19 protein-coding genes and 2 pseudogenes are annotated in these 26,712 nt (G+C 69.5%); 16 read left to right on the top strand and 5 right to left on the bottom strand.

Going from position 1 to position 26,712, the window contains the following annotated elements:
* Positions 1-250: 250 nt before the first annotated feature.
* From B9S57_RS36240 to B9S57_RS13435, 4 genes and pseudogenes are all read left to right on the top strand, one after another.
* Positions 251-2,863, top strand: a pseudogene (locus tag B9S57_RS36240) (DUF6531 domain-containing protein); the annotation flags it as partial.
* Positions 2,832-3,161 (top strand): annotated as a pseudogene (locus B9S57_RS36380) (RHS repeat domain-containing protein); the annotation flags it as partial. The pseudogenes B9S57_RS36240 and B9S57_RS36380, both read left to right, overlap by 32 nt.
* Before the next feature lie 42 nt (positions 3,162-3,203).
* Positions 3,204-5,057, top strand: a complete 1,854-nt coding sequence (locus tag B9S57_RS35410) for an RHS repeat-associated core domain-containing protein (protein WP_258036381.1) — start codon at positions 3,204-3,206, stop codon at positions 5,055-5,057.
* Positions 5,058-5,071: 14 nt separating this feature from the next.
* Entirely contained in the window at positions 5,072-5,443 is a 372-nt protein-coding gene (locus B9S57_RS13435) for a DUF6193 family natural product biosynthesis protein (protein ID WP_103515793.1), read from the top strand.
* Between the two features lie 322 nt (positions 5,444-5,765).
* Here B9S57_RS13435 and B9S57_RS13430 read toward each other — a convergent pair whose 3' ends face one another.
* Positions 5,766-6,461, bottom strand: coding sequence for a hypothetical protein (locus B9S57_RS13430; RefSeq protein WP_258036379.1), 696 nt, complete (start codon positions 6,459-6,461; stop codon positions 5,766-5,768).
* A 77-nt stretch (positions 6,462-6,538) separates the two neighbouring features.
* Positions 6,539-6,814 carry a hypothetical protein gene (locus B9S57_RS13425; protein ID WP_030595208.1) on the bottom strand — a complete coding sequence of 92 codons (276 nt, stop codon included), beginning with the start codon at positions 6,812-6,814 and terminating at the stop codon, positions 6,539-6,541.
* A 2,357-nt stretch (positions 6,815-9,171) separates the two neighbouring features.
* Here B9S57_RS13425 and B9S57_RS13415 point away from each other — a divergent pair.
* Positions 9,172-12,231 (top strand): BTAD domain-containing putative transcriptional regulator, encoded by a 3,060-nt coding sequence (locus tag B9S57_RS13415; RefSeq protein ID WP_103515791.1) that lies wholly within the window; start codon positions 9,172-9,174, stop codon positions 12,229-12,231.
* 65 nt (positions 12,232-12,296) lie between these two features.
* Here the strand turns inward: B9S57_RS13415 and B9S57_RS13410 are convergent, their stop codons facing one another.
* The 3 genes from B9S57_RS13410 to B9S57_RS13400 form a co-directional block, all read right to left on the bottom strand.
* A complete protein-coding gene (locus B9S57_RS13410; RefSeq protein WP_103515790.1) occupies positions 12,297-12,755 on the bottom strand; it encodes a hypothetical protein in 459 nt (152 codons plus the stop codon).
* Positions 12,756-12,991: 236 nt separating this feature from the next.
* A complete protein-coding gene (locus B9S57_RS13405; RefSeq protein ID WP_103515789.1) occupies positions 12,992-13,999 on the bottom strand; it encodes a hypothetical protein in 1,008 nt (335 codons plus the stop codon).
* Positions 13,996-14,235 (bottom strand): 4-oxalocrotonate tautomerase family protein, encoded by a 240-nt coding sequence (locus B9S57_RS13400; protein ID WP_103515788.1) that lies wholly within the window; start codon positions 14,233-14,235, stop codon positions 13,996-13,998. The genes B9S57_RS13405 and B9S57_RS13400 overlap by 4 nt, the downstream gene beginning before the upstream one ends.
* A 270-nt stretch (positions 14,236-14,505) precedes the next feature.
* Here B9S57_RS13400 and epsC point away from each other — a divergent pair, with 270 nt between their 5' ends.
* The 11 genes from epsC (at position 14,506) to B9S57_RS13345 (ending at position 26,605) form a co-directional block, all read left to right on the top strand.
* Positions 14,506-15,222, top strand: coding sequence for a serine O-acetyltransferase EpsC (epsC, locus tag B9S57_RS13395; RefSeq protein ID WP_258036378.1), 717 nt, complete (start codon positions 14,506-14,508; stop codon positions 15,220-15,222).
* 58 nt (positions 15,223-15,280) lie between these two features.
* Positions 15,281-16,264: a PLP-dependent cysteine synthase family protein gene (locus tag B9S57_RS13390; RefSeq protein WP_103515787.1), complete on the top strand. Its 984-nt coding sequence runs from the start codon at positions 15,281-15,283 to the stop codon at positions 16,262-16,264.
* Positions 16,261-16,806 (top strand): cupin domain-containing protein, encoded by a 546-nt coding sequence (locus B9S57_RS13385; protein ID WP_069754361.1) that lies wholly within the window; start codon positions 16,261-16,263, stop codon positions 16,804-16,806. Before B9S57_RS13390 ends, B9S57_RS13385 begins: the two co-directional genes overlap by 4 nt.
* 63 nt (positions 16,807-16,869) lie before the next feature.
* Entirely contained in the window at positions 16,870-17,820 is a 951-nt protein-coding gene (locus B9S57_RS13380; protein WP_103515786.1) for a DMT family transporter, read from the top strand.
* Between the two features lie 339 nt (positions 17,821-18,159).
* Positions 18,160-18,987, top strand: a complete 828-nt coding sequence (locus B9S57_RS13375; RefSeq protein ID WP_103515785.1) for a cupin domain-containing protein — start codon at positions 18,160-18,162, stop codon at positions 18,985-18,987.
* Positions 18,988-18,995: 8 nt separating this feature from the next.
* Positions 18,996-20,855, top strand: a complete 1,860-nt coding sequence (gene asnB, locus B9S57_RS13370) for an asparagine synthase (glutamine-hydrolyzing) (protein ID WP_103515784.1) — start codon at positions 18,996-18,998, stop codon at positions 20,853-20,855.
* Positions 20,852-21,943 carry a PrpF domain-containing protein gene (locus tag B9S57_RS13365; protein ID WP_103515783.1) on the top strand — a complete coding sequence of 364 codons (1,092 nt, stop codon included), beginning with the start codon at positions 20,852-20,854 and terminating at the stop codon, positions 21,941-21,943. Before asnB ends, B9S57_RS13365 begins: the two co-directional genes overlap by 4 nt.
* Positions 21,922-23,163: an acyl-CoA dehydrogenase family protein gene (locus tag B9S57_RS13360; RefSeq protein WP_103515782.1), complete on the top strand. Its 1,242-nt coding sequence runs from the start codon at positions 21,922-21,924 to the stop codon at positions 23,161-23,163. The genes B9S57_RS13365 and B9S57_RS13360 overlap by 22 nt, the downstream gene beginning before the upstream one ends.
* Positions 23,160-24,620 carry a dihydroorotase family protein gene (locus B9S57_RS13355; protein ID WP_103515838.1) on the top strand — a complete coding sequence of 487 codons (1,461 nt, stop codon included), beginning with the start codon at positions 23,160-23,162 and terminating at the stop codon, positions 24,618-24,620. The genes B9S57_RS13360 and B9S57_RS13355 overlap by 4 nt, the downstream gene beginning before the upstream one ends.
* Complete coding sequence (locus B9S57_RS13350) at positions 24,617-25,237, top strand: flavin reductase family protein (protein WP_103515781.1); 621 nt, start codon at positions 24,617-24,619, stop codon at positions 25,235-25,237. Before B9S57_RS13355 ends, B9S57_RS13350 begins: the two co-directional genes overlap by 4 nt.
* Before the next feature lie 432 nt (positions 25,238-25,669).
* Positions 25,670-26,605: a hypothetical protein gene (locus B9S57_RS13345; RefSeq protein WP_146057753.1), complete on the top strand. Its 936-nt coding sequence runs from the start codon at positions 25,670-25,672 to the stop codon at positions 26,603-26,605.
* The last annotated feature ends 107 nt before the right edge of the window (positions 26,606-26,712 follow it).

The raw sequence follows: 26,712 nt of genomic DNA, 5'->3' as shown, positions 1-26,712 counted from the left end.
GCCGCCACGGAAAGAACCTGCAGGGCAACCCCGGCAGCGGTCTTCGATGCTCAGTCCCCCTCGGAAGCGCAGTCCGCTCCACCGAGGTATCGAGGCCGCCACGCCACCCTGTCGGCGCCGCCAAGCCGAGAACGGCCTTGGTTCGACAACACCGGAATGACATCCTGTTCGCAAACGCATTCCGCGAACGCGGGTTTGCACGGGGGGACTTCGCACTGTGGCCGTAACTGTGCCCGACTGGGCCGACACCATGCTCGATGTCATCGGCATCAACTGGCCGAACGTCGACGAGGACGCCTATCGCGACATGGCCGACTCGCTGCGTGAGTTCGCAGATGATGTGGAGGACGACGGCTTCCTCGCCAACCAGCATGTACAGCGTCTGCTGTCCTCCGGCCACGGCGAGGCCCTTGACGCGCTCAACAGCCACTGGGGCAAGGTCAAGGACAAGCACATCAAGGACATTGCCGGCGCCGCCCGGACGATCGCGGGCGCTCTCGACAACGCGGCAATGGCGATCGAGGCCATGAAGTACGCGGCGATCGTCCACCTGGGCGTCCTGGCCGGCAAGGCCGGCATCTCCATGGCTCTGATACCGGTGACCGGTGGGCTGTCCATGCTCATCGGCGGAGCAGCGATCGCGGTCGCCCAGCAGGCCATCCGCCGCGTCATCAAGGAGTGCCTGGAAGAGGTCGTCGGTTACATCGTCTCCGCGATGACCGAGCCCGCCGTCGCCGCACTGGAGAACATGGCCGCGGATCTGGTCGTACAGATCGGCGCCAACGCGATGGGGCTCCAGAACGGCGTCGACATGAACCAGGTCGGCCAGTCGGGCAAGGAAGGATTCAAGGAGGGCGTGGCGGGTGCCAAGGACTCCCTCCAGCTCGCTTCCGCCGGCACGGCGCCCGGTCCTGGCCCTGTATCCGGCAAGGGTGTTCATATTGAGCACTCGGAGCACGACCGCGCGGGCACGAAGCTGAACCTGGTCAGCATCGACATGCACGGCAAGACCGCGGGCAAGCTGGCCAGTGCCAAGTCCCACCATGGCCGGACCCGGGGCAAGGACGACATCGCCGGGGCTCTGGACCCGGTGATCGACAAGGCGATGGAAGCCCTCGGCAAGGCGAACAAGGCGATGGGAGACCACCTCGGCGAGTCGCTGCCGAAGGCGGTCAAAGAGATATCCACCATCCAGAAGAAGATCGACCTCGACATCAAGGACGGGATCGGGCCCAAGGACAAGGCTCGGCAGAAGGACGACGACACCGATCCCCGCCCCGAGAAGCGTCGGGACTCCGCCCGTACCAAGCCGGACGCTCTTAAAAACTCCAAGGACGATCCCCGACGCAACAGCATCTCGCTTGAGAAAAAGACCTGCGAGAACGACCCGGTGGACGTCGCCACCGGCGAGATGACCCTGCCGCAGACCGACCTGTCGCTACCGGGGGTCCTCCCTCTCGTCCTCCGTCGCACGCACCTCTCCGCGTACCGGTACGGTCAGTGGTTCGGCCGAAGCTGGGCGTCGACACTCGACGAACGGATCGAGCTCGACGCGCTCGGCGCCGGTGCGGTCTGGGCGCGCGAGGACGGCTCGGTCCTCATCTATCCGCGGCTGCCACTGCCCGACGACGCCGACGGCGTGCTGCCCATGGAGGGCGCCCGACTGCCCATCCTGCACGGGGGCCAGCACAACGGGCAGACCGTTTACCACGTCACCGACCCCCGCTCGGGCCTGACCCGCTCCTTCCAGGGCGGCCCGTACAACGCGTCCCCGGCCTACTGGCTCAGGGAGATCGAGGACCGCAACCACAACCGCATCAGCTTCGCCCGCAGCGGCGACGGCAGCCCCACAGCGGTCGTCCACTCCGGGGGCTACCGGGTCGCCCTGATCATCGAGGACGCCCGGGTGCGCGAACTGGCGCTGCGCACCCCGGACGGCCCGGTCACCGTCATGCGCTACGACTACGATGCTCTGGGCAACCTCAACGGCGTGGTCAACTCCTCCGGGCTGCCGCTTCGTTTCACGTACGATCCGGACGCCCGGATCACGTCCTGGATCGACCGCAACAACTCCACGTTCCGCTACGTGTACGACGACGCGGGCCGCGTCGTCCGTACGGTCGGCCCGGACGGCTACCTCTCGTCCACGTTCGCGTACGACACCCACCCGGAGACGGGCGACCGCGTCACCCGGTACACGGACTCCCTCGGCGCGACCAGAACCCACCACTTCAACGACCGGCTCCAGGCCATCGCGGAGATCGATCCGCTGGGCGGCGTCACCTACCGCAGCTTCGACCGCTACGACCGGCTGCTGTCCCGGACCGACCCGCTCGGCAGGACCACCACCTACACCTACGACGACCGCGGGAACCCGGTCCGGGTCGAACACCCCGACGGCACCATCGCCCTGATCGAGTACAACGAGCTGAACCAGCTGGCCGCCGTCACCGGCCCTGACAGCACGACATCACGCCAGGAGTACGACGCCCGGGGCAACCCCACACTCTTCACCCGGCCGGACGGGTCCACCACTCGCCTCACCCACGGCCCGAACGGCCACCTCACGGGCGTCGACGACTCCCTGGGCGCGCTGGACCGGCTGCGCTGCGACGCGGCCGGCCTCCCCCTGGCCATCCGCGGCCCGCTCGGCACGGTCACCCGCTACACCCGCGACGCCTTCGGACGCGCGATATCGATCACCGACCCCCAGGGACGCACCACCGAACTGGAGTGGACTGTCGAGGGCAAGCTCGCCCTGCGTACGGACCCGGACGGCGCGCAGCAGTCCTGGGCCTACGACGGCGAGGGCAACTGCGTCACCCACACCGATGCGGCAGGCGGTGAGACCCGCTTCGAATACACCCATTTCGATCTGGTCTCCGCCCGCACCACGCCCGACGGAGTGCGCCAGGAGTTCACGCACGACACCGAGCTGCGCATCTCCCGTGTCACCAGCCCTCAGGGCCCTGACCTGGGACTACACCTACGATCCTGCAGGCCGCCTCAGCTCGGAGACCGACTTCGACGGCCGCTCCCTCAGCTATGCGCACGACGCCTGCGGGCAGCTCACCTCCCGCACGAACGCTGCGGGCCAGACGGTCCGCTACGAGCGCGACACGGCGGGCCGCGTCACCGCCAAGAACGCCGACGGCGCGATCACGCGCTTCACCTACGACATCCACGGCCGCCTCGCCTCGGCGATGGGTCCGGACACCGAGCTGACGTACGTACGCGACAGCTCGGGCAGGGTCCTGAGCGAGACCTGCGACGGCCGCACACTGACCAACACCTACGACGAGACCGGGCGCCGTATTCGCCGGGTCACCCCGTCCGGTGCGGTCAGCGCTTGGTCCTTCCCAGCCGGTCTGCAGGCCGAGCTGAACGCCGCGGGCCATCAGGTCGTCTTCGCCTTCGACGAGACGGGCCGTGAGACGACCCGCCGGATCGGCGACGCACTGACCGTGGAGCACGACTTCGACCCTGCGGGCCGCCTGACCGACCAACGCGTCCGCGCACCGGGCGACCGAATCCTTCAGCGCCGCTCGTACACCTACCGAGCCGACGGCCACCTCACCTCGGCCGACGAACTGACCGGCGGACACAAGCAGCTGGAAGTGACCCCTGCCGGCCGGGTCACGGGCGTCACCGCCGAGAACTGGTCGGAGCGATACGCCTACGACGAGGCCGGAAACCAGACCACCGCGACCTGGCCCGGTGAGGACCACGCCACCGGCCCACGCGAGTACACCGGCACCCGCATCACCGGCGCGGGCCGCGTCCGCTACGAACACGACGCCCAAGGTCGCGTGACCCTGCGCCAAAAGGCCCGCCTCTCTCGCAAGCCCGACACCTGGCACTACGGCTGGGACGCCGAGGACCGCCTCGTCTCCGTCACCACACCGGACGGCACACGCTGGCGCTACCTCTACGACGCCCTGGGACGCCGCACCGCGAAACAGCGCCTGGCGGGGGACGGGACGACACTCGCCGAGAAGGTGACCTTCACCTGGGACGGCGACACCCTCTGCGAACAGACCACCTCCCTGGCGGGCTCCCCGGACACCGTCGCCCTCACCTGGGACCACGACGGAGTGAAGCCCGTCACCCAGGTCGAGCGCCGCCTCCTGGACCGGGCGGAGGTCGACCGCCGCTTCTTCGCGATCGTCACCGACCTCATCGGCACACCACGCGAACTCATCGACGAACAAGGCGAGGTGGCCTGGCACACCCGCGCCACCCTGTGGGGAGCCACCTCCTGGAACCGCGGCGCCGACGCCTACACCCCGCTGCGTTTCCCGGGCCAGTACTTCGACCCGGAATCCGGCCTCCACTACAACCGCTACCGCCACTACGACCCCGAGTCGGGCCGCTACCTCTCCCCGGACCCACTCGGCCTGATCCCGGCCCCGAACGCGGTCACTTATGTCGACAATCCGACCCGGTGGATCGACCCGCTGGGGCTGGCAGGCTGCCCCCACCGGAGCGGAGAGCACCGGCACAGCGTGGTGCTGGGGGTGAACCAGGCGCCCGACAACGCCTCGAACTCACTGGCCGCGCATCTCCGTGCCAACGGCGACCCGGGAGCTCACACCTACAACGGAGCCGCCTACGCCGCCGAGGAGCCCGGAGGGCCGGTATGGATGACAAACGTGTCGTCCGCCGTGAGCGATCGTGGCACCACCCTGTCGGTCACCCTCGACGGGATGCCCAGCAGTGACGGCACGAAGTCGAACTGGAGTACGCCCGAGGATATCGTGGATGCATTCCAGAAAGCAGCCAAGCATGGAGATCAGTTCAACAGCCGACACGAAGATAACTATCCGGGCCCAGGTGACGGAACCGCCTGGGAAATGAGCCAGATAGCTCTTGCGGTGCGTAATTACGATGGAGCTGCGGCCTGGGGAGACCCCGAAGACGAACGCCCCGGTCGCCCGTGGGAAGAGGTCACCTGGTACACCCGCGACGAAGAGCAGGGAGGCTACACAACAGTCGACGTACCCAAGCCGGATATCCCAGAGATACAACCAGATCTGTCGAAACTTCCAAAAAAATGAGGTGACACCATCTTATGACAGAAAATAAGGTCCCCCGAAGTGCCGCTGAGGTCGTTGCTGCAGCATGGTCTGTCGTACTGGCCTACGGCCCCGACATGATCGATCCAGCAGTACCCAGAACTGCGTACGCCCATCAATCACTGCGACAGCTTTTCCCTATGGTCAGCCACGGCGTTCTGTACCTCAGTCGGTGCACCCAGTGGCCGTGGACTCGTGACGTCGGTACTGCTTATCCCCTGGCCAAGGGGGGGTACCGAGTGCGTCGCGAGTCGAACAAAACCCTCCTCGGCGAAGTCGACACCGTCGAGGAGGCATACATGTTGATCGTGGCCAATCTTCCCGACGGCCGCGGACCGGCAGTCGACGGCACCCCGGACGACGTGTGACCACGGCGCCTTCCCTGGGGGCGCAGGCACACTTATTGCGAGGTACTTCGAGGAGAGGGCCCAAACTCCAAGTGACGAACAAGGACTGCCCGCTTCCGGCACCATGCCCCATCCATGCCCAGCAGAGCGGACAACAGCGGTCGGGTACGGCGTCCGAAGACCATCCCGACCTCGTGCGTCTCAGCCAAACATGCAGGTCAGGGCCAATACGACCGTTCAAGAACCGTTGATTCCCAAGCTCAGAGCGCGAGTTCGATTCTCGTCACCCGCTCTTCGATGGAGGCCCTGGTCAATGACCGGGGCCTTTCTCTTGTTCCGGCTGCTACGGCTCCGTGTCGAGGACTCGGGCGGCCTCACGAGGGTCCATCAGGTTGGACCAGGCCTGTTCCGCGGGGAGCAGGTCCCGCTCCGGCAGGGCGTATTCGGGGTACCAGCCCTCGGCCTCGCAGCCGGGAACGTTGCGCAGAATCAATGTCGTGAGGTTCGGCGGGACCGAACCCGTGATCCGCACCGCGAGGTACGTTTCGTGGCCGTCGTCGGCGCGGACCTGAAGGCCGACGGTGAAGGTGTCGAAGTCCACCGTGTGCTCCTGGCCGTCCCGGAGGGTGGCACGGCTCAGCGTCAGAACCGTGGTCCGGAGTCGCCGGACGAAACGGACTCCCGCTTCGGCGCGATAGCGCACGTGGTCCTCGCGAGTGGGGAGTAAGTGGGCGGTGTACGTGGCGGACTTGAGCGCGTCGGCGTTGCCGGCGTTGTAGCGGGTTCGGGCGGTCTTGCCGTCGGTTTCGAGAGCGGCGTAGAAGTCGTCGGTCGAGCCGTCCTCGCGGCGGCCGGCCGCCACCAGCCACGGAAGATCGGCGTCCACCCAGACCGCCCCGCGCCAACGCTGGACCTTCACCTTGAACAACACCTGATCATCGACAGCGCGGATGCGCTCATGCTTGGCATCGTCCGCCGCGAACTGCTCGGCGGTCTTCGCCAGGATCGGGTGCTCGATCTCGTCCAGGGGGTCGGTCACCGCCGGAAGGGGGAGTCCGAGGTCATCGCGCAGGCACCGCAGGGTGGGCCTGGCGGGACGCATCGCAGCGGGACCGGTCACTCGTCGATCCCGCCGACCGCGTCGATCTCCTCCGATGTCAGACCGGTCAGGAGCATGACGTCCGACTTCAGGGAGCCGTCCAGGACGCTGAGCGCCTCCACCATGCCCTCACGCAAATCTTCACGCCGCTGGTCCAGGTAGACCCGTACCGCCTCCGCGACCAGGTCCTTCTTCGTCAGGCCCAGGAAATGCGCGCCCTGGCTGATCAACTTGTCCGTCGCCGGGTCCACCTTGAGCGGCGACTGCCGGGGCGGCTTCGAAGCCGTGGTCATAATCCCACCTCCAACACTCACGGTACCTTAGTACCTCACGTCGGAGATTCCGCCAGTGACAGCGATGTGACGCAGTCCGCCGACCGCTGGCACTACGGCCCGAATCGATGACGGTCGACCGGGTTCCACTGCGCCGGATCGCCGGGGATGAAATCGCACGACGGCGGGCGCCGAATCCTGCACGGCGAAGCATTCCCATCCGCGGCACGGCGGCATCGATCACCCTCGTGCCCCATTCGTGCCCTTCGGAGCGGACAACAGCGGTCAAGCACGGCACCCACAGACCACACCACCCTCGACCGCTCCAGCCGAACATGCAGGCCAGAGCCACTACAGCCGATCAAGAACCGTTGATTCCCAAGCTCAGAGCGCGAGTTCGATTCTCGTCACCCGCTCCCACACAGAGCCCCAGGCCAGGAGCCTGGGGCTTCCTTGATGTCCTGGGTTCCTGCTCCCTGCCTCCGTTGGGCCGCAACCGTTCCTACTGCAGCGAAGCAGAGTCCTGCCGCCGCGCCGAACGCAGTTCCTGCGGACAGAATCACGTCAGGGGCACCTGCGCCAGCCGTGCACTTCAACGCGGCCACGCAGGTGGCAACCAGCGTGAATCCAGTCCTTGGGCGCCGCCAACAGCGGGTGGGACGGACCGAGTTGCAGGTCGCACAGCTCCGCCAGAGGCGCGCTGCGCCGGGTCGCCCGACGCACACGATCCGTGTTGGGCCGGGCTTGTAGCCGACCGGTGCGCTCGTCCATGTGCCGACACCGTGCGATCAGCGGAGCCACCTCGGTCCAGGCCGTCTCCGCTCCATGGCTTGCCTGCCCGATCGTCCGATCGTCCGTCGCGCCGGGCCTCCCATGCGATCGATCGGGTTGGGGGAATATCCGGCAGCGTGCAGGGCTTCTCTGCCGACACGGGCACCGGGTACGGCCGTCGCGGGAGAATCACGCAGATCGACAGCCGCTCTTCCCCGTAGACCCCGGTACGCGTCCAGAACGGTGCGGCCATCGTCGTCCGCGAGCACGCGTCGTCCACCGCGCTGAACGAAGGTGATCTGGTATGCGTGTCCGCATGAACACGCGGGGCCCTCTCGGACCCCACCGCACTGCGAGGAATCACTGCCCTCACGGATGGGCATGAGTACGTTGTGCTCGGAATCTCTGCGCGCCTCAGAAAAGCCACCTCCTTCCGCGTTGAATTTACCGAGTCCGGGCTCAGACAGTCCACCCTCTTCGACAGTCGAGCTTTTACCATTACTTCTCACATTCTGCCGCCGACCTGGAAATATTGTCAGTTTGAATCTGACCCTTTCTCATTGTGCCCAGAATCATGGAACGCCCTCGGCTTTTGGGATTCATATTACGACGGTGACCCACGCGCAATTGGGGTGCACGAGGATGAGCGGGCGGCAATCCTGTTCCATTCATAGGCGCCCGGTCGGCACGGCCCCAAACCGCACCCAAAACATTCATCTATGCCCTCGCCTCCTGCCCATGGCGCAACCCCCTTGACCTCGCTGCGCGTGAACCGCCCTGGGAGGACTACACCTCACCCCCGGGCTTTTAGAAGGACCCTTATGACCCTGACGTCGCCGAGAAAGGCATCGCGGCAAATCGCGAGCTCTACGGCATCAAGGACCCCGATGCCAAGGGGATCCTCGGAGCCAACGGCACACAGATCACCAGCAAGACGTTATGAAACCATGGGCCTTACCGGATCGACGTGGAAAACCCCGACCGACCAGTACGACTTCGATACAGGAAACTTCGAATGACTTCCACGCAGCGTCGAGAAAGCTGTCGGAAGCAGTCGGGTCTTCATCGCAGGGGTCAGACAAGGGCTCGTCTCACTCGGCAAGGGACAGGCATGCGCAGCAATCCTCGGATGCGGGAGATCCTGCGGACGACAGACGTCACCGACCTGAGCGATCGGGACATTCCCTCCATGTTCCTTGAGGTCGTGGAGCGCGGGTGGTCCTTCACGGCCGCCGGTGGGCGCGTGCTGACCGGCCTGGTCCATCCACTGCATGATCTCCACGTCCATGACGCCCCCCGCGGGCTCGCTCCGGCGTGCGCGCTTCGTCGCCGAGTACGGTGTGCGGCGTGTCCGCCCGTTGTCCATCGACGCTCGCCAGCCCCCTCGGGCGCTTGGTCGGACGCAGTTCCCGGAGCCCGACGGCTAATCGGTAGTGCCGAACAGGACAGTCCATCGATCGATACGTTCGAGGGCCGTCTTGCCGCCTGCTACGGGGCCCTGATGAGATGGCTGCGGGAAGACTCATCTGGACGGCGGGAACGCGGAGCGTCGGCTATGCGTGAGTGGTGGCAGAAACCGCTCCGTGGCCGCTGGAGGAGGAAGCGTGATGGACGAGGCCACAGAGCCACACAGAGTGCAGTTCCGCATTCTGGGCTCGTTCGAATGCTGGGACGGGAGCGACCGAATCCGCGTCGGCGGACCCGTACATGAGAAGGTTCTCGTCACGCTCCTGCTGGAACCTCAGCGCGTGCTCCCGGTCTTCCGCCTGGTGGGGGCCGCCTGGGACGAGAACGCGCCCGCCACCGCCGCTCATCAAGTGCGCAAGGCCGTCGCGGAACTACGTCAGCGCATCCCCGGCGGGCGGGACCTGATCGTCACCGAGGGGCCGGGTTACCGGGTTCTCGCGACGCCTGCCCAGGTGGACCTCAGCAGATTCACCGAGGGATTAAAACAGGCCAGAGCGGCTGCTGTCGCCGGCCAAAGTACGTACGCCATGACGATACTTCGCGAGGCACTGGCTCTGTGGCGGGGGCCTTTACTCGCAGGCGCCGGTGGGTCCGTACTGTCCGCGGCCTCCGCCGCCCTGGAGGAACGTCGCCTGACAGCCGTGGAGCAGCTTTTCGATCTGCGGCTCGCCGGTGGCGAGAGCAGTGAACTCATCGGTGAATTACGCGAGTTCATCGACGCGCACCCGTTGCGTGAAACTCTGCGTGGCCAGCTCATGCTCGCCCTCTTCCGTTCCGGACGGCAGGCCGACGCGCTGGAGGAGTTCACCAAGGTCCGGGACTTCTTGATCGACGAGCTCGGCATCGGCCCCGGCGACGCACTCTCGGAGCTGCACAACGCGGTGCTGCGCAACAGCCCGGACCTCGCGGCCCCGCAGCTGCCCGACACTGCCCCCCTGACCCTGGAGGACACCCCCTCCACCCTCCCCTACGACCTGCGTGACTTCACGGGCCGGGAGGAGGAGGTACGGGAACTGCTGGGCTTCGTGGAGGAGGCCCCGGGCTCCGGGCCACTGATCGTCGCGATCGACGGCATGGGCGGCAGCGGCAAGACCTCCCTGGCCGTGCGCGCCGCACACCAACTCGCGGGGAACTACCCCGACGCCCAGCTCTACATCGACCTGCGCGGGTTCACCCCCAATGACCGGCCCCTGAGCGCTAGTGCGGCGGCCGAGGCTCTCCTGCGCATGCTCGGTGTTCCCGGCGACCGCATCCCAGACGACGTGGAGGGCCGAATCGGCCTGTGGCGGCGCACGATGAGCACGCATCGGATGCTCCTGCTACTCGACAATGCCGTGGATGACTCCCAGGTCAGACCACTTCTCGCCTCCCCCACCGAGACGCTCGTCCTCGTCACGAGCCGTGCGCTGCTCGTGGACCTCGACGCCGCCCACACCGTGTCCCTGGGCGTCATGCCGCCGAGGGACAGCGTCGCCCTCGTCGAGGGCGTACTCGGCCGGACTCGCGCGGAGAACGAGCCGGAGGCGGTCGCTCAGCTCACGGAGCTCTGCGGTCATCTTCCGCTCGCCCTGCGTATCGCCACGGCCCGGTTGCGCAAGCGGCCCCGCTGGACCGTCCGTTACCTGGTCGACCGGCTCCGGGACGACGCCCACCGGCTGGCCGAGCTCAACTCCGGGGAGCGCAGCGTCGAAGTGACGCTACGGCTTTCCTACGAGGGCCTGACCGCCGAGACCCGAGAGGCGTTCCGGCTCCTCGGCCAGTACCCGGGCACCGAGATCAACACCTATGCCGCCGGCGCCCTGCTGGGGACGGGCGCCCGGGATGCGGAGGAAGTCCTGGAGAACCTCCTCGACATGCACTTGCTCCAGCAGCACGAGACGGGTCGGTACGCCTTCCACGACCTCGTCCGCAGCTTCGCGCAGAATCTCTCGCGCGGCGGTGCCCGTCGGCTACCGGAGGCCGACGGGGAGGGGCGTGCCGAGGTCGGCGGCGACGAGCTCATGCGCGCTGTGCGTCGGCTTCTCGACTTCGCGCTGGCCGCGACCGACGCCGCCTGCGACCTGCTGTTTCCCGGGCGGGTCGGGATAGATCACTCCGAGCACCCGCCGTCAGCCGCCGAACTCCCCCCGCTGGAAACGGTCGAGCAGGCCCGCGACTGGCTCGAGCGTGAGCAGGACTCGCTGCTGGCTGCCGTATCCCTGGCCTACCGCTGGGAGATGGACCGGCATGTGGGACTGCTGGCCGCCAACGTTGTCTTCCCCCTTGACCTGCGCGGCCGCCTGGAGGAGTTCAGGGAGTTGAGCCGTGTCGCGGTCGCCGCCTCCCGCCGCCTGGGAGACGCCGCCCTGCTGCGGCTCAGTCTGTCCAACCTCGCGGTGGCCTGCTGGAAGCTCGGGCGCCTCACGGAGGGCATCGAGGTGTCGGAAGAGGCATTGGCCCTGGCCATCGGTCTTGACGACCGGCGTGGCGAGGCGAAGGACACTGGTGTCCTCGGGCTCCTGCTCAGCACCCTGGGCCGCTATGACGAGGCGCTGCCACGACTACGACAGTCCATCGAGATCAAGCGGCAGCTGGGGGCGGAGCGGGCCGAGGCGGAGTCCCTGACCAACCTCAGCAGCCTGTACACCGAGCGGGGGCGGTATCCGGAGGCGGTGGAGGCAGCCACCCGCTCCGTCACCCTCTCCCGCTCCATCGGTTCGGTCGACAAGGAGGTGGAGGGGCTGACCGATCTGGCGGCGGCCCGGATCGGTCTGGGCGAGCTCGCCGAAGCCGCAGAGCTTCTGGGCCGGGCCCGCAAACTGGCGGGAGATGTCATTTCGCCCGCCGACCTGTCGCTGGTCCTCGCGCTGTCGGCCGAGGTCGCTGACCGGCTCGGCGAGAGCGCCCAGGCCGCCGAGTGGGGGGAGTCGGCCCTTCACCTGGGTGATCTCAGCGGCGTACCTATGCGCGAGGCTGCTGTCGGCAACATCATCGGCCGGTTCCACACCCGTAACGGGCGTTACTCACCGGCCCTCGAACTCCATGCGCGGGCCCACGACGCGGCCTCGCGCATCGGCTACCGCGTCGAGGAGGCGTGGGCGCTGGCGGGTATGGCAGACGCTCTGGACCACATGGGCGAGCAGGGAGCGGCCTCGGCCCACCGGGAGTCGGCCCGCGAGGCCTTCGCCGCCATGGGGGCCCCGATGCCGCCGGGCGCGTGACGAGGTCGTCTCGCCGACAGGAGAGCTCCCGCCGACGAGGGCGGCCCCAGCGGGCAGGCAACAGCTCAGACCGTGACGCGCGGGGAAGCGTCACGGATGCCGGAGGCCAGGTTGGGCCCCTCACCGTCCGAGGCAGGGAAGACGTTCGGTCCCTCACCCGTGTCGGACTGCACCGGCACGATGTTCGGCCCCTCACCGACCGAGGCACGGAAGACGTTCGGCCCCTCACCCGTGTCGGACTGCACCGGCACGATGTTCGGCCCCTCACCGTCCGAGGCACGGAAGACGTTCGGTCCCTCACCCGTGTCGGACTGCACCGGCACGATGTTCGGCCCCTCACCGTCCGAGGCACGGAAGACGTTCGGCCCCTCACCCGTGTCGGATCCACCGTGGACCGCGGAGCGCGTGGTGGCCGGCAGGGCGGAAAGGCCGTCGTCCGCCGCCGCCGCCGAAGCGGCGGCACCTCCGGTCAGGAGAACGGCGGCCGTAAGAATTCCCACCATCGTCGACACCGAGTTCCGCATGGTCTACCGCCTTCTGGAGTGGTCTTGCCGGGGCGTTTCTGCTGACGTGAACGACTTTCGCGGACCCCGCTCCCAAGGCGTTCCACATCCGCTACCCGCCTTTACCCGGCAGCCGGGAACGCGACGGGAAAACCCCGCGATCGGGTGAGAAAGGCGTACGCCGGCCTCGCGGCGGCGGAACGGCACGTACGCGAAAGGGCCCGCCGATGGCGGGCCCTTCGTGGCGCGGAGTCGGGTCAGACGGGGCAGCCGAGTACGGCGGCCGTGCGGGCGGTGAGTTCGGCGGGGGTGAGCGCGGTGAGCAGGTGGTATCCGTCCCGTGTCTCCCGCACGTCCGCGGGTGCCGTGATCCGCCCAGGCGCTCCGGGCGGATCGGGCAGGGGAACGGCGGCCGCGTATCCCACCGGCATCGCTGCGTTCAAGGGCTTCCCCGACAGAGCGTGGACCAGTTCCCGCTCCGCGACCAGTCCCGTGGTCAGTTCGATCAGCCGAGAGGCGGGCCAGCTCGCCTGCCGTGGCACCGCGTCGAGGACGCGGGGCCCCTGTTCGGTGCGCGCGATGCGGGTGAACGCGTACCCGAACTCGTAACCGACCAGGTCGAGGAGGCCCGTGGCCAAGGCTCTGATCTCCGCTTCCTCCGGCCCGGTGATCGGGGCGGGGAAGGTGTGCAGAGCGAGACCGATGCCCTGCGACATGGTGGCGTCGTCTCCCGCTGCCCGCTCCGCGCCGGGCCCGTTCCCGGTGTCGGGCTCCCTCCGATCGCTGACGCGTCGGTCGCCGAACCGGTACTCCAGGATGCCGGTGACCCGGTGCATCCCCTCGACCGTCAGGGTTTCCAGCCCGTACACGACATCGCAGAGCGGCGGCCTGCTCCCCGGCTCCTCCTGCAGCGCCAACGCCTGCCAGGGGGGACCGCTGCGGTTCAGCAGGTTTCTGACCTCTGTGGCGTCCGCGAGCAACCGGGCGGCGGAGGCGGGATTCGGTGACACCCCCAGTTCCTCGGCTGTCTCCAGAACGACGGGGTGGGTGCTCGCGTCTCCGCAGGCGATCAGCCTGCCCACCCGGTGGGTGAGCACGGTGTCCCTGAGGCGTGCGCGTAGCTCCTCGTCGGTGAATACGGCCGTGTCGGCGACCGTGACGAAAGGGAAGCCGGCCTCCGTCACCGCAGCCACCAGCAGAGGTGTCGGTGCGACGAGGAGGAGCCGCCGGGGATCGGCGGTGCCGGATCCGGCTGATGCCGTCATGGCTGCTGTCCTCCGGTGTCCTGCGGACCGGGCCGGGAAGCGGCGCCCGCGAGGAGCGCGTCGGCGAGCACGCCGCCCTTGCCCCAGTGGTCGGGCTCCACATCCCGCACGATGACAGTGACGGCCTCCTCAGGACATCCGGCTATCCGGGACACACAGGCGGTCAGTTCCTCGACCAGCTCCTGGCGGTGTGCACGGTCGTTCCCTTTCCACCAGTCGACGGAAATCACAGGCACGGGAGAACTCCTTCTGCTCGGGTGGGGGGAGAGAACGGGACCGCGGCGTCCGTCGACGCGGCAACGGGCCGGCTGTCCGACGGACGGTCGCGCGGCGTTCAGGCGAGTGTGGGCCGTGTCGTTCCCGAAAGTTTCCCGCGCTGTTCCCTTCTCCTTCCATGCGGCCTCGGACGCGCTCCCGCCTGGTGGGAACGCGGCGGGACTCCAGCGGGAAGCCCGCCGGGCACGCTCTGCTCCAGTCATGAGGCCGACACCGCCCCTGGAGCCACGATGAGCCTGCTCAGTCCGACGAAACCGGAATCGAATCCGGCCCTCGGTCCCGCACTCGGCGCCGCCTCCGCGTCCGCCGGCGCGTCCGAGGGACCGATCGCCACTCCCGCGTCCCCCACTCCCCGCCTGCTCGCGGCGCTGCGCGAGGACCTCGCTGTCGTCGTGGCCCGTGACCCCTCCGTGCGGGGCAGGAAGGAGGCGATCCTCCACCCCGCGCTCACCGCACTGTGGGCCCACCGCGTCGCTCACCGTCTGCACGGTCGCGGCCGGCGCATCCCGGCCAGGCTGCTGGCCCGGTGGGCACGCCGGGTGACGGCCGTCGAGATCCACCCCGGGGCCGTGCTGGGCCGCAGAGTCTTCATCGACCACGGCGCCGGAGTCGTGATCGGGGAGACGGCCGTCGTCGGTGACGACGTGACGATGTACCACCAGGTCACTCTGGGCGCGGTCGGCTGGTGGAGCGACAACAAGCGGCCCGAGGGCGACCGCCGCCATCCCGTCGTCGGCAGCGGCGTCATCCTCGGGGCCAACGCCACCGTCCTCGGGCCCGTGACCGTCGGGGACCGGGCGGTCATCGGTGCCCAGGCCCTGGTCAACAAGGACGTCCCGGGCGGTGCCCGGGTGCTCGCGCCCACCGCCGTCATCAAGGAGCCCGGTCGGCAGCCGGAGCTCATGGAGGACGTCTTCACCGTCATCGCCTCCGCCGGTTCCTGGTGACACCCAGGACCTCCTCCCCCCGACTGCCCCGACTGCCCCGATTGCGAGAGATGCAGCCATGACCACCACCGCTCACGCTCCGCTCACCTCCGTCGCTCCCGCCCGCCCCGCCGTCGCGTCATGCATCGAGGACCTCGTCGGCTCCACGCCGCTGCTGGAACTGCGGTTGCACGACCTGGCGCCGGGGGCCCGGGTGCTGGCGAAGCTGGAGTCCGCCAACCCGATGTCCTCCAGCAAGGACCGCGCCGCCCTCTACATGCTGCGTGCCGCCGAGGAACGCGGCGCGCTCCGGCCCGGCGGCACCGTCATCGAGGCGACCTCCGGGAACACCGGAATCTCCCTGGCCGCGTTCGCCGCCTCCCGTGGCTACCGCTGCGTGATCGTGCTTCCGGACAACGCCACGGCCGAGCGGGTCGGGCTGCTGCGCGCCTTCGGGGCCCGGATCGTCCAGACGCCGAGCTCGCTCGGCTACCCGGGGGCGATCGCCGAGGCCGAGCGACTGCACGCGGCCACTCCGGGCTCCTGGTTCCCGTGCCAGCACGAGAACCTCGACAATGTACGAGCCCATTACGAGACGACCGGGCCGGAGATCCAAGCGGCCATGTCCGGTCTCGGGCGGCGCATCGCGGCCTTCGTGTGCGGGGTGGGCACCGGCGGCACTCTCACCGGCGTCGCACGCAGCCTCAAGGAGCACGACCCGGACGTACGCGTGATAGCCGTCGAGCCGGAGAAGTCGCCGATTCTGTCCCAGGGGTACGCGGGCCAGCACCGCATCCCCGGGCTCAACGGCGGATTCGTCGCCGTGACGACCGACGTCTCCCTCATCGACGAGGTCGTGACGGTCTCCGACGAGGACGCCCTTCTCACCGCGCGCCGGCTGGCGACAGGCCAGGGACTCTTCACCGGAGTCTCGTCCGGCGCGGCCGCGTTCGCCAGTGAGCGCGTCGCCCGCAGGCCGGAGTCGGCCGACGGCATCGTGGTAACCCTCCTGCCGGACACCGGCGAGCGCTACCTGAGCATGTGGGAGGAGGACCAGGCATGAGCCACGCGATGTTCCGTGCCTACGCGGACGCGGTGAAGGCGGAGATCGGGACCGCCACGACCACCCGCTTCATAGCTCTCGCCGAAACCACCGACGGGCGGTTCGGACTCTTCCACCACTCGATGCTGCCGGGGGCCGGAGGGGCGGACCCGCATTACCACTCCCGGATCTCCGAGTCCTTCTACGTACTGACGGGCGAAGTCCGGCTGCACGACGGCACCGGCTGGCGCACCGCACGTGCCGGGGACTTCCTGCACGTGCCGGAGAACGCGGTGCACGGCTTCCGCAACGAAAGCGACTCGCTCGCCGAAATGCTGATCATCTTCACGCCGGCCGAACACAGGGAGGGCTACTTCGAGGGCCTGGCCGCCCTGCTCGCCGACGGCAACCGTCCCTCCCGCGAGGAGATGGTCGCCCTGATGGAGAAGTACGACCAGTTCGAGGTCGACGCCCCTGACACCGATCACGACCACCCGCACCGGCACACGCACGGCGACGGCCACCATCACCACCACGGCCCCGCCGGCGCACCCGCCGCGTAACGCCACCACTGACCGGCGGGGCTCACCGGCCCCGCCCCCCACTACTTTCGAGGAGATCACCGCATGAACGTCGCCAACTGGGGCCGCTTCGGTCTGCTGGCCGCCCTGTGGGGCTGCAGCTTCGCCTTCATCAAGATGTCACTGGAGGCGTTCGCGCCCCTCCAGCTCGCCTCCGGCCGACTGGTCGTCGGCGCGTTCGTCGTCCTCGCCATGCTCGCCGTGAAGCGCCTCCCCCTGCCGTCGCGCCCGCTCTGGGGACACATCGTCGTCGCCTCCGTCTTCGGCAACGTCATCCCCTTCACCCTCTTCGCCATCGGCGAGCAGCACACCACCGCGAGCATCGCCGGTGTGATCCAGGGGGCCACCCCGCTCATCACCATGGGCGTCGCCGCTCTCGCGCTCTCCGAGGAGAAGCCGACGCGCCGCAAGGTGACCGGCCTGGTCGGCGGGTTCTTCGGGCTGATCATCGTGGTGGGGCCGTGGAACACCGACGGCTTCGGCTCGATCGGCGGCCAGCTCGCCTGCGTCGGAGCGGCCGCGAGCTACGCCGTCAGCTTCGTGTACATCCGCCGCTTCATCGGCCCCCACAAGCTGCCCGCGCTCTCCGTGACCGCGGCCCAGCTCAGCGCGGCCTCCATCATCACGGTGGTGCTCACCACGTTCGTGACCGGCTGGAGCCTGCACGGCGACCTCACTGCCAAGCCGCTGCTCGCCCTTCTGGTCCTCGGCGCGGCCTCCACCGGTGTCGCTTTCGCGCTGCTCAACCGCCTGATCGCGGACGCCGGCCCGACCACGGCCTCCGGCGTGAACTACCTCGTACCGGTGTTCTCCGTGGTCGTCGGGGTGCTTGCCCTGAGCGAACCGCTGTCCTGGAACGTACCGGTGGGCGGGGTCCTCGTCATTGCCGCGCTCGCCCTCGCGGAAGGCCGGATCTCCGCCCTGTCGCGGACCGGGAAGCCCAAGCCGACGGCACCGGTCGCCCCCGATCGCGTGCCGCAGAAGAGCCGCCCGTAGCAACGCCGTACGGCACGGAACGACACGGAACAGCTCAGAAGCAGCACGCACAGCCACGCCTTAACGAGCCGGGGCCGGCGCAGACACCCTTCCCGGGGTGCGCGCCGGCCCTGGCTCGTTGCGTCATGACGCCCCGTCCCGCCCGGCCGTGGAGCGCGCCCGGGCGTTTCGGGGCGGGCCGGATTACGGATCGGTTCCCGGCCACCTCCCCGGGCCCGGTAGCGATGCGGGAGGGCGACGGGACCGGTTGACGCGAGCCTTTCATCACAGGACGCCATCAGGTCCCGCCCACCCTCCATCCCCGCGGTACCCCTCCTCCCTCGCCAAGGAGCACTTCGCATGACGCGCACCTCCACCTCGCCGTCCCCCACCACTCCCTCTCTCGGGGACGCCCGGATCATCTCCGCCGCGGACTTCGTCTTCGCCCCCCTGCCCGGCCGGCTCACCGAACTCGCCACCCCGGTCAGCCCTGCCGTCGGCTCCACGCACGTGACGCTGCACGTCGTCCGGATCGCCCCGGGCGAGTCCTTCGGCCCCGAGTCGAGCGTCGAGGAGGAGAACACCGCGGTCGTCTTCGACGGCCTGGGGACGGCCACGGTCGGCTCCCGCAGCCGGAGCGTCGAGCGGTCCCACGCCGTCTACGCCCCCACGGGCCATGCCCTGAGCCTCACGGCAGGCGCGGACGGACTGACCGTCTACATCTGGCGTACGCCCCTCACGGCGGGGCGCCGGCCCGGTACCGACCCCGAGCCGTTCTCCACGCTCTGGGACGAGACCACCCAGCTGCGCGGGTTCGGCGGCACCGGCCAGATATCCCCCGACGCCGACCGCGCCACCATGAACTTCGTCTTCTGGCCGGGCAACGGCAGCAGCCAGCTCTGCCTGCACTGCGGCATCCAGCAGCCGGGCCAGACCTTCAACGTCCACCTGCACCCCGACAGCGACGAGGCGTTCATCGCCTTCGAGGGCATCGGCCAGATGTACCTGCGCGACCGCTGGATCGACGTCGCCGCCGGGGACGTCCTGTACGCCGCGCCGGGTGTTCTGCACGGCGCCCGCAACCCGCACACGGGGCCCGACGCCCGGCGCTTCGTGACCTGTGGGGGCCCCAGCCCCTTTGACCCGGCGCTCTATTCCGCCGCCGGCCTCTCCTCCGACGTCAGGTGATCTGAGCCATGTGCCGAATCCACGGATCCTTCCACGCCCGTACCACCGATGACGAGATGCGCCGGGTCGCCGCCCTCCAGCACCACGGCGGCCCCGATGCCCAGTCCTTCGCCCGGCAGTCCGGCTGGGCCCTCGGCAACAACCGACTCTCGATCATGGACCCCGAAGGCGGGGCTCAGCCCTACCGACTGGGCGACGTCACCGTCGTCTTCAACGGCGAGCTCTACAACCACGACCGGCTGCGCACCGAACTCATGCGCCAGGGCTTCCACTTCGAGGACCGCTGCGACGGATCGATTCTCCCCGCGCTGTACCTGACGTACGGGGACGGCTTCGCCGAGCACCTCGACGGCATGTTCTCCGTCGCCGTGATGGACCTGCGCAGAGCACCGCGCCTGGTGATCGCCACTGACGCCTCCGGCATGAAGCCGCTGTACTACCACTGGGAGGAGCGCAGCGGCCGGTTCCACTTCGCCTCCGAGCTGCCCTCCCTGCTCGGTTTCGACGGGGTGCGCCCCTACGAGGACGAACTGGGTCTGCACACCTACCTGTCGGCCAAGACACCCTTCGGCCAGCGGACCATGTTCGAGGGCATCGACGTCCTGCCGCCCGCGACCACCGCGGTGGTCACCCGCGAGGACGGCCTGTGCCTCACCTCCCGGCGTATGGGGTACGAGTCCGCTCCGCCGGTCGACGAGGAGCGGAGCCTGTCCCGGGCGGGCGAGTCGCTGCGAGAGTTGCTGTCCCGCGAGGTCTCCCGGCTGCTGATCGCCGACGCGCCGGTCGCGGCCATCACCTCCGGGGGTCTCGACTCCAGTCTGGTCACCGCGCTCGCGGCCCGTATCCTGTTCAACCGCGGTGCGAGCGAGGCGCTGCACACGTTCAACATCGCCTACGCCGGCAGCTGGCCCGGCGACGAGCGGGCCTTCGCCTCGGAGGTGTCACGGCACACCGGCACGGTGCACCACCAGGTGGAAATCGACCCGGCCACCTTCCCCGACCTGATGGGTGACGTCGTACGCCACCTCGGCCAGCCCAACGCCGACCCGATCACGCTCTCCACCTTCTCGCTGTTCCGGGCGGTACGCGACGCCGGGTTCAAGGTGGCCCTCACCGGGGACGCGGCCGACGAACTCTTCGGTGGGTACAGCCGTATGACCCAGGCTCTCGCCGCACCCGAGGGGGCCGACTGGGCGGGGCCCTACCTCGGCCACCTGGCCGCGGTGCCGGAGTCCCTGCGCCGACAGCTGTACACCTCCGAGTACGCCGCCCGGGTCCACACGCCCGGCGCGTCCCCGCTGCCGCCCGGCCTCATGGACATCCTCGCCCACGGCGAGGGCAGCCGGCTCGAACGGATCACCCGGATCGAACAGCGCTACAGGCTGCCCGCGTACCATCTGCGCCGCGTCGACCACCTCTCGATGGCCAGCTCGGTGGAGGCCCGGCTTCCGTTCTGCCAGCCCAGCGTGGTGCGCTTCGCGGCGTCCCTGCCCGATCAGCATCGCACCGTTCCCGGCGTCGGCGTCAAGCGCGCGCTGTACCGGGCGGCCGAAGGGCTGCTGCCGGACAGCGTCCTGAACCGGCCCAAGCAGCCCTTCACCTTGCCGATCACGGCCATGCTGAGCCCGGGGCAGCGACTGTGGGCGATGGCCCGCGACGTACTGTCCCCGCAGGCGCTGCGGGCCGACGGGCGGCTGCGGTACGAGGTGGTCGACGCCCTGTTCGCCGAGCAGGAGGCCCGGCCGTCCGACGGCACGTCGCTGGCCCTGTGGGCCCTGATGTCGCATCAGATGTGGCGCAGCGAGTTCTTCGGTACGTCGGCCGGCGCGCACCGGCCGACCCGTGAACTGGCGGTGGTGGCCGGATGAATGTCTCCTTGGTCAAGGCGGCCGGCGCACCCTGTCCCACCGCGGTGCTGGACGGCCGCGACCTCCCGGAGTCCGATCCGCAGTTGCTGAGCGCGCTGGCCGACCTGCGGGCCGACCTGGCCCGGCAGGGCTCGGCCGATGTGCTCAAGAACGCCATCGTGCGCCCCTCCCGGCACCCGCTCTTCGACCTGGACTACCGGTTCGTCCAGTCTCTGCCGCAGAGCCACGACAGCTTCGACCTCCGGGGCTCCTGCGGCCACTCGATTCTGGCCGCCGTCGAGGCGGCTGCCCGCACCGGCATGATCCAGCCGCTGGTGCCGGGGTGCCGGGTCCGGGTCAACGTGCTCAACAACGGTGACAACGTGGTGTGCGAGACCGAGGAGACCTTCGGGGGCGGCACCCGGTTCACGGCGCATTTCCTGTGCTCACCACCGCTGGAGCTGCCTGAACTCCTGATGACGGGGGAGCCGGTGACCCACGTTCCCTTCGAGGGCCGATCCGTGCCCGTGTCCCTGGTGTCGATGGGTAATCCGTACGCCTTCGTCGACGCCTCGCACCTCGGCGTCGACGGGCCGGATGCCCTTTTCGGAGATGCTCCCGGCCTGTTCGACACCATGACCCGGCTGCGGATCGCGGTCTGCGCGTCGCAGGGCTGGGACACGTTCGGCGCCTTCCCCAAGATCGCGGCTGTGCTCCCGCAGGACGGCGGCGGCCTGTATGTACGCGCCGTGTCGGTACCCTCCTGGCACCCCACGGTCGCGCTGACCGGCGCCATCTGTCTGGGCGCCGCCGCCGGCATCACCGGCACCGTGCCCTGGTCACTGGCGGGGCGCACGGCCTCGGGCCCCGACGCGCTACTGCAGGTCCGCACCCCGGACGGCTGTGTCCGGGTGGCCGCCCACTCGACGTCTCGCCCAGACGGACGGCGCGAGCTCGCCTGGGTGTCGGTCGCCGAGAAGCAGGTCGAGTACCGGGGGCTGCTGGCACGCCCCCGGTACGGGAACGCCCAGGCGCCCGCCGCCATCGCTCAACTCTCCCCGTCCGCCACCGTATCCGAGGAGAACCCATGGGTTCCGCTGACAGCCTGACCGCCGTACGCGACGACATCGGCCCCGGGGCGTTGTCCGACTCCTTCGCCATCGATCCGTTCCCCGGTGCCCCCCGTCGATCCGGCCGCGACGGTACCGCGCGCACCGCCCCCGTGCTCCCCGCACCTCCGATCCTGGAACGGCTGGCGGCCTGCGCCGAGGCGGCCGACCTCACTGGGGAGCCGGACCGCGAAGCCGTCGCGGTGCTCCGCGAGAGCGGGCTGCTGGCCCTGGCCGTACCGAAGTGCTACGGCGGTGCGGGCGCCGCCGCGGTGGCTCTCAACACCTGTGTGGAGCAGGTCGCCTCGGTGAACGCCTCGGCGGCGATCATGCTGTTCCAGCACTGCGCCGTGACCAGCCGGATCGTGGAGAACGGCTCACCCGCCCAGCACCGCGAGGTGCTGCCCAAGCTGGCCGACGGCCGGTGGCTGGCGGCCTCCGCCTGGTCGGAGAGCGGGGCCGGCGCCGACAAGAAGAACCTTGCGACCCGGGCGCACCGCACGCCCGAGGGGGACTGGCTCCTGGACGGCGCCAAGTCCTTCACCACCAGCGCCGGCCTCGCGGACGTCTACCTCGTGCTGGCGCAGACGGTGGACGAGGCCCCGGCCGCCGCCTCCCGGGACACCGGGTACGGGTCGGCCGGGCAGACGTTCTTCCTGGTCCCGGGCGAACACCCGGGGCTGGTGCCCGACACCACGATGCGGCTGACCGGGATGCGGGGCTCCGCCACCGGGTTCGTGTCGGTACGGGAGTGCGTCGTGCCGGACTCCGCACGCCTCGGCGCGACGGGCGTCGCGGCGTCCATCATCGCCCGGGTCCGCGACAGCGGCGCCTCGCTCGGCGCCGTCGCCGTGGGCATCGCTCAGGCAGCGCTGGACGCGGCCCACGCACACGCCGGCCGCCGGGGGCTCTACGCCCACCAGGCGGTACGCCACCGTCTGGTGGACCTGGCCACGCAGGTCGAGGCCGCCCGCGCGGTGGTGGAGCGGGCCGGCCGGCGCAGCTCCGCCGCCCCCGGCATGACCACGCTCCACTCCAAGCTGGCCGCCTCGGAAGCGGCGGAGCGGGTGGTGGCGGACGTGGCCCGGTTCCTGGGATCGGCGGGCTACGTGGAGACGCATCCGATCAACCGGTTCGGGCGCGACGCCCGGGCCGTAGCCCTGATGGGACCGACCAACGACCTCTGCAAGGAACTGGTGAGCCTGCCGTGGAACCGATGAACTCCCCCTCCCCCATACCCCCCGCCTCCTCCCCGGCCGACCTGGTGGTGGAAGGAGGCCGGCTGGTCACCCCCGAGGGGGTGAGCGAAGGCAGCGTCGTCGTCCGTGACGGCCGCGTCGCGGCGATCCTCGCCCCCGGCGCTCCGCTGCCTCCCGGGCCTCGTCTGAGCGCCGCGGGCCGGTACGTCCTGCCCGGGCTCATCGACTCCCATGTGCACTTCCGCACCCCGGGTCTGGAGCACAAGGAGACCTGGGAGAACGGCAGCCGGGCCGCGCTCGCCGGGGGCGTCACGACGGTGATGGACATGCCCAACACGCGCCCGCCGTCGCTCGACGCGTCGACCCTGCGGGCGAAGGCGGCGCTGATCGCGGGCCGCTCGTACGTGGACCACCGGTTCCACATGGGAGCCGACCCCGATCACCCCGAGGTCCTCGCCGACCTCGCCCCGGAGGTGGCGACCTCCGCCAAGGCGTTCATGGCGGGCCATCACACGGCACCGGTGGTGTTCCGTGAGGCTCACCAGTTGGAGGCGGCGTTCGCCGCCGCCGCGCGGGGCGGGGTGCGCCTCGTGCTGCACGCCGAGGACCAGCACGTCTTCGACCTGCTCGACTCCCGCGGCGGCGACCCTGAGTCCTACGACGCCTACGAGCCCCACCGGCCGCGCTCCGGTGCGATCGTCGCGGTCGCCAAGGTCGTCCAGCTGGTCCGCGCGTACGGCACCAGGACGCACATCCTGCACGTGTCGTCCGCCGAGGAGACCGATCTGCTCGTCGCCGCCGCGGCCGAAGGGCTGCCGATCAGCTTCGAGGTCACTGGACACCACCTCGCGTTCACCGACCATGACACCGCGCTGCGCGGCCCTCGTACCCGGCTCTCCCCCGCGATCCGCGCCCCCCGGGACCGTGATCGGCTCTGGCAGGCCGTGCTCAGCGGCGAGGCGACCACCATCGGCAGTGATCACGCTCCGCACACCGTCGAGGAGAAGAACCGGCCCCCGGCCGAGGCGCCTCCCGGGCTCCCCGGGGTCCAGGAGCTGGCCGTCTCCGTGTGGACGGGCATGCTCGCGCGCGGCATCGCCCCTGACGCCGCCGCCGTCCACCTTGCCCGGCTGATGGGAACGGGTCCCGCGGACCTGTTCGACCTGGCGGGGAAGGGCCGCCTGGCGGTCGGCTCCGACGCCGATCTGGCCCTCCTGGACCCGGCCGCCCGCTGGCAGCTCTCGGCGGCCCACGTCGAGTCGCTGTGCGGCTGGTCGGCGTACGAGGGCTGGATGTTCACCGGCCGGTTCACCACCGTGGTGCGGGGCGGACACGTGGCCTGGGACCTGGAGCGGGGCACGCTGGGCAAGCCCTCGGGCCGCTGGCTGGCCGGTCCGGCCCCGTCCGCGCCCTGCCTCCCCGCGGGGGAGACCTCAGCCACCAAGCCGGTCCGGGAGCTGGAAGGGGCGGTCCGATGAACGTCACTCCGCTGATGACCGCGTCGACCAGGACCCACTCCGCCCGGCTCGGCTCGGCGGCACGGGACAGGTCGCCGGTGGAGGGTCCCGCCGCCGCGGGCCCGATGGCATCCGGCGACATAGCGGCCGACGAGTTCCGTTCCGCCATGGCCTCCCTCGCCGCCCCGGTCACGGTGGTGACCTGCTACGACGCGGCGGGCGTCCCTCGAGGCCTCACAGCCAGCGCAGTGTCCTCGCTGTCCCTGGACCCGCCGCTGCTGCTGGTCTGCCTGGACCGGAAGTCCCGCACCCACGACGTGCTCGTCGCGGCGGACGCCTTCGCCCTCCATCTGCTGGGCCCGGAGAACGAGGCGTTGGCGAAGCGGTTCGCGGGCCTGACCGAGCAGCGCTTCGCGAACGTCTCCCTGGCCGCCGGACCGACGTCGCACCGAGCGCCGCAACTGGCTGACTGCGCACTGCGCTTGACCTGCGCCCGGTACGACGTGATCGAGGGGGGCGACCATTCGATCCTGGTGGGGCGCGTCATGGCGTCCGACTGCCTGGGCCGCCCGGCCGGAGGCCTGGTCTGGCATCACAGAGGCTTCGCCCACGCGAGGCCGGCGGAGTCCCGCGCCTGATCGCGGCAGCTTCGGTGTCCGTCGGTGGGCGCCGACTCGGACTGCTGCGCGAAGCCGCGCGGTGGACCGTTGTCGGCAGAGACCAGAACATCGAGGGCTGAGACAACCGCGAAGGCCCCCGCAGTTCGCTGCGGGGGCCTTCGACGTATGGCCCGGTGGGAGCAATGGCGGAGGATGCGAGGTTCGAAACTCGTGAGGGGTTGCGAACCGTTGACTCCCAAGCTCAGAGCGCGAGTTCGATCCTCGTCACCGGGTGTCCCACCGCCTCCAGCCTGGCATGCCGGTGAACCCTCTGACGACCCCTGTGAAGAGTGCGGAGAAGGCAGCACACCCGGGCGCACCAGGCGCCTAAACTCCAGGAAGCATCGCGTGGTGGGGGTGGGGATGCTTAGACCAGGGCGACGAGACCGGCAGCGGGAGCTTGAGGCCGAAGTGACCGCCTTCGGCGAGATGTTGGCCGAGCACACCTTCGTTCCGGGCGATCCCGGAACACCACCAGCGGCGCTGGACGACTGGGCGCGCGCCCTCGACGCGTACGACGCCGCTTCTCGCGCCTTGCACCGCCGCAGACAGAAGAAGGCCGTTCCGCACCTGCTGCAGGAGGGGCTGACCGCCCTGGCCGACCTGGAGGCCCGTGTCGCAGGCTCACCGGTACCTCGGCGGTTTCCGCCCTGCTTCTTCGACCCGCGTCACGGACAGTCGACGACGGAGGCCAGTTGGGCTCCCCATGGCGGCACGAAGCGCCTCGTAGCCGTGTGCGCGGCCGACGCGATTCGGCTCCGCGAGGGCTCCTCCCTGCCACTCAGCCCGTATGCCACGTCCGGAGAGCTGGATGATCCATTCCGGCACCCCCAGGACGACCTGTCCAATCCTTGGCTGATCGGGCTGTTCGTGCTGCTCCTCGGCTACGCGATCGCCCTCACGGCCCTGGGTGACATGACGGGGGCGATCTTGTCCGTCACTGCGGGCGGGACTGTCGGCGGAATAGCCCTTCTCTCCGCGCTTCTCGTCTGGAGCGCATCGGTCGATCTGTGGTCCCTGATGCGCCGGGGCCATCGGACACAGGCGACGTTCGCTCGATCGGCATACGGTCGGCACGGGGCTCATGAGCACGTCTTCGTGGTCACCGACGCCTCCGGCCGTCGGTGTGAGTACACACAGCGGGCGCACAGCGGAGCCGCAAACCCCGCACCCTCCCGAACCGTCTGGTATCTACCGAAGGCGGATAGCAGAGGCAAGGCGTTGAGCGCTTGGTCCCCCGTCTGGCTTCCTCTCCGCGTTCTCGTCGGACTGCCGTTCCTCCTTGGTAGCACCGCAATCACCCTGTACCTGATCCCGGGACGGCTGATCACGATCCTCCTCTCCTGACTGCCGTACCCGACTCGTCCCGCTTGGCAGCGAAGTGAGCACCGGCCCACCGGCCCGCATGGCACTTGTCTGCGAAGCGCCTCCTGATCCGAGCTCCGCGGAGTTAT

Source organism: Streptomyces sp. SM10 (genome assembly GCF_002910915.1).
Classification (GTDB): Bacteria; Actinomycetota; Actinomycetes; order Streptomycetales; family Streptomycetaceae; genus Streptomyces.
Note: the sequence above shows the minus strand (reverse complement) of the source record. Positions and strands in the feature narration are given on the sequence as shown.

What these genes read in the sequence shown, in the direction of transcription:
- B9S57_RS13435 (WP_103515793.1), top strand. Translation starts at nt 5,072, where the DNA reads ATGACAGAAAATAAGGTCCCCCGAAGTGCCGCTGAGGTCGTTGCTGCA.
- B9S57_RS13355 (WP_103515838.1), top strand. Translation starts at nt 23,160, where the DNA reads ATGAACTCCCCCTCCCCCATACCCCCCGCCTCCTCCCCGGCCGACCTG.
- epsC (WP_258036378.1), top strand. Translation starts at nt 14,506, where the DNA reads ATGAGCCTGCTCAGTCCGACGAAACCGGAATCGAATCCGGCCCTCGGT.
- B9S57_RS13365 (WP_103515783.1), top strand. Translation starts at nt 20,852, where the DNA reads ATGAATGTCTCCTTGGTCAAGGCGGCCGGCGCACCCTGTCCCACCGCG.
- B9S57_RS13385 (WP_069754361.1), top strand. Translation starts at nt 16,261, where the DNA reads ATGAGCCACGCGATGTTCCGTGCCTACGCGGACGCGGTGAAGGCGGAG.
- asnB (WP_103515784.1), top strand. Translation starts at nt 18,996, where the DNA reads ATGTGCCGAATCCACGGATCCTTCCACGCCCGTACCACCGATGACGAG.
- B9S57_RS13350 (WP_103515781.1), top strand. Translation starts at nt 24,617, where the DNA reads ATGAACGTCACTCCGCTGATGACCGCGTCGACCAGGACCCACTCCGCC.
- B9S57_RS13360 (WP_103515782.1), top strand. Translation starts at nt 21,922, where the DNA reads ATGGGTTCCGCTGACAGCCTGACCGCCGTACGCGACGACATCGGCCCC.
- B9S57_RS13375 (WP_103515785.1), top strand. Translation starts at nt 18,160, where the DNA reads ATGACGCGCACCTCCACCTCGCCGTCCCCCACCACTCCCTCTCTCGGG.
- B9S57_RS13390 (WP_103515787.1), top strand. Translation starts at nt 15,281, where the DNA reads ATGACCACCACCGCTCACGCTCCGCTCACCTCCGTCGCTCCCGCCCGC.
- B9S57_RS13405 (WP_103515789.1), bottom strand. Translation starts at nt 13,999, where the DNA reads ATGACGGCATCAGCCGGATCCGGCACCGCCGATCCCCGGCGGCTCCTC.
- B9S57_RS13415 (WP_103515791.1), top strand. Translation starts at nt 9,172, where the DNA reads ATGGACGAGGCCACAGAGCCACACAGAGTGCAGTTCCGCATTCTGGGC.
- B9S57_RS35410 (WP_258036381.1), top strand. Translation starts at nt 3,204, where the DNA reads ATGGGTCCGGACACCGAGCTGACGTACGTACGCGACAGCTCGGGCAGG.
- B9S57_RS13410 (WP_103515790.1), bottom strand. Translation starts at nt 12,755, where the DNA reads ATGCGGAACTCGGTGTCGACGATGGTGGGAATTCTTACGGCCGCCGTT.
- B9S57_RS13425 (WP_030595208.1), bottom strand. Translation starts at nt 6,814, where the DNA reads ATGACCACGGCTTCGAAGCCGCCCCGGCAGTCGCCGCTCAAGGTGGAC.
- B9S57_RS13380 (WP_103515786.1), top strand. Translation starts at nt 16,870, where the DNA reads ATGAACGTCGCCAACTGGGGCCGCTTCGGTCTGCTGGCCGCCCTGTGG.